Source organism: Bradyrhizobium sp., from assembly GCF_019244115.1.
Lineage (GTDB): Bacteria > Pseudomonadota > Alphaproteobacteria > Rhizobiales > Xanthobacteraceae > Bradyrhizobium.
Genome location: NZ_JAFATE010000509.1, coordinates 1 through 2,713, shown reverse-complemented (window position 1 = coordinate 2,713; position 2,713 = coordinate 1). Strand labels below are relative to the sequence as shown.

At 62.7% G+C, this 2,713-nt stretch carries 3 protein-coding genes; 2 read left to right on the top strand and 1 reads right to left on the bottom strand.

Annotated features, from left to right (window positions below):
• Both JOZ76_RS22730 and JOZ76_RS22725 read left to right on the top strand, forming a co-directional pair.
• A partial coding sequence (locus tag JOZ76_RS22730) for a tripartite tricarboxylate transporter TctB family protein (protein ID WP_291702090.1) occupies positions 1-266 on the top strand: 266 nt, incomplete at its 5' end.
• An 11-nt stretch (positions 267-277) separates the two neighbouring features.
• Positions 278-1,789, top strand: a complete 1,512-nt coding sequence (locus tag JOZ76_RS22725; RefSeq protein ID WP_291702088.1) for a tripartite tricarboxylate transporter permease — start codon at positions 278-280, stop codon at positions 1,787-1,789.
• 380 nt (positions 1,790-2,169) lie between these two features.
• On the opposite strand, the gene JOZ76_RS22720 is transcribed toward JOZ76_RS22725, so the two are convergent.
• On the bottom strand, positions 2,170-2,713 hold a 544-nt coding region (locus JOZ76_RS22720; protein WP_291702087.1), incomplete at its 5' end, for an ABC transporter ATP-binding protein.

Below are 2,713 nucleotides of genomic sequence, written 5' to 3'. Positions count from 1 at the left end.
AGACCTTTGTCACCCGCGCCCAGCTTCGCCGCGTGATGGCGGTGTTCGTCCCGACCCTGCTGTTCTGTCTCGCCATGCAGTTCCTCGGGCTCTATGTCGCGAGCTTCCTGCTGATATCGGGTTTCATGCGGTTCGTCGGCAAGATCGCGGTGTGGAAGTCGCTGCTCACCGCATTCTTGTTCACGGCCATCATGTTCGTGACCTTCGACATCGCCTTCGATGTCATCATGCCGAAAGGGCCGCTCGAAGCGGCCTTTGGGCGCTAGGACCAGACGCTATGGAAGCCTTTGGTCTGCTGCTTCACGGCTTTGCGGTCCTGCTGACCTGGAAGACCCTCGCGCTCATGATGGTCGGGCTCGTGCTCGGCATCTTCGTCGGCGTCTTGCCGGGGCTCGGCGGGCCGAACGGGGTTGCGATCCTGTTGCCGCTCACGTTCACGATGGATCCGACCTCGGCGATCGTGATGCTGTCCTGCATCTATTGGGGTGCGCTGTTCGGCGGCGCCATCACCTCGATCCTGTTCAACATTCCCGGCGAGGCCTGGTCGGTCGCGACCACCTTCGACGGCTATCCGATGGCGCAGCAGGGCAGGGCGGCGGAAGCGCTGACGGCGGCATTCACCTCCTCCTTCATCGGCTCGCTGGTCGCGGTGCTCTTGATCACCTTCCTTGCGCCGCTGATCTCGACCTTCGCGCTGCGCTTCGGTCCGCCGGAGTTTTTCGCGGTTTACCTCCTGACCTTCTGCTCCTTCGTCGGCCTCGGCCGCGAGGCCAAGCACAAGACCGTCATCTCGATGTCGCTCGGGTTGCTGCTCGCCGGCGTCGGCATGGACACCGTGTCGGGACAGCTCCGGATGACCTTCGGGTCGCCCGAGCTGCTGCGCGGCATCAACTTTCTCGTCGCGGTGATCGGCCTGTTCGGCATCTCCGAAATCCTGCTCACCATGGAAGAGCACCTGGCGCTGCGCGGGCATGCAGCCAGCATCAGTCTCCGCGTCGTGCTGTCGGTGTGGAAGGACCTGCCAAGATACTGGGTGACGCTGCTGCGCTCGTCCATCATCGGCTGCTGGCTCGGCATCACGCCGGGCGGCGCGATCGCCGCCTCGTTCATGGGCTACAATCTCGCCAAGCGCTTTTCCGAGGATCAGGACAGTTTTGGCAAGGGCCGTATCGAGGGCGTGTTCGCGCCGGAGACCGCCGCGCACGCCTCTGGCACCTCGGCGCTGCTGCCGATGCTGGCGCTCGGCATTCCCGGCTCAGGCACGGCCGCGATCCTGCTCGGCGGCCTGATGGTTTGGGGCCTCAATCCCGGTCCGCTCTTGTTCGTCGAGCACAAGGATTTCGTCTGGGGCCTGATTGCCTCGATGTATCTCGGCAACATCGTTGGCCTGGTGCTGGTGCTGACGACCGTGCCGGTGTTCGCCTCGATCCTGCGTGTGCCGTTTGCCGCGGTCGCGCCGATGATCGTGGTGAGTTGCGCGATCGGCGCCTATGCGATCCAGAACGCGATGTTCGACATCTGGCTGATGCTGGCCTTCGGCGTGGTCGGCTATGTCTTCAAGAAGATCAGCATTCCGCTCGCACCGTTCACACTCGCGCTGGTGCTGGGCAGCCGCGCGGAAGATGCCTTCCGCCTGTCGATGATCGGCTCGGGCGGCGACATGAAAGTGTTCTGGTCGAACGGCCTCGTCGGTTCGATCACGACGCTCGCATTGCTCCTGTTGTTCTGGCCCCTGATCGATCGCGTGATTGGCGATGTCGCAGGCCTTCGGCGCGCCGAGCTGAACTAGGGCAAGAGCCCGGATCGCAGAGTGAGACGCCGCGCCCTGTTGCAAAAACGGCGCTTTGGTGGATTCGTTGTGGCTGTGGCGCGGCAGCGACAGACAGACGGTCAGCGATCTGCTTAGTTATGATCGACGTTTTGATCTCGAAGAGTTTCACGCATCTGGGGAGTTCCGCCGCATCGGACTGGTTTCGAAAAGTGTTTTGCCGACGACCTCATCGGCGTCGGCGCGAAGCAAATCATTCGGCGGCCTTCTCTGGTCGCGACATCATAGTTTTGGTCTTCCTCCCCGAAATGGCCCGGCAGCGCTTGCGCCGGGCCCTTTTTCGTGATGGTTGCGTGCCCTTTCGGCAGTCAATAGCTTCGCCGGCAGGCCACCTGCGCTGATTACGACTTCATCTCGCCCAGATAGGCCTGCTGCACCATCTCGTTGTCGCGCAGGCTTTTGGCCGAGCCCTGCAGCACCACTTCGCCGGTCTGCAGCACATAGCCGTAGCTCGCGATCGACAAGGCCATGTTGGCATTCTGCTCGACCATGAAGATGCTGGTACCCTGGCGATTGATCGCCCGAATGATTTCGAACACCTGTTCAACGAATGCAGGGGACAAGCCCATGGATGGCTCGTCCATGCAAAGCAGCTTAGGCCGTGCCATCAGCGCACGACCTATGGCCACCATCTGCTGCTCGCCGCCTGACAGCGTGCCCGCCTGCTGCTTGAGACGCTCCTTGATGCGCGGGAACAGGCCGAACACACGTACTTTGTCGACCTCGATCTTGATCAGGTCGTTGCGCGTGAAGGCGCCCATTTCCAGATTCTCAAGCACGGTCATGCGCGGAAACAGGCGCCGCGCCTCCGGTACCGGCGCGATGCCGCGCTTGACCCGCTCGGCAGTCGCGAGGCCGTTGATGCGCGCGCCCGCGTAGGCGATC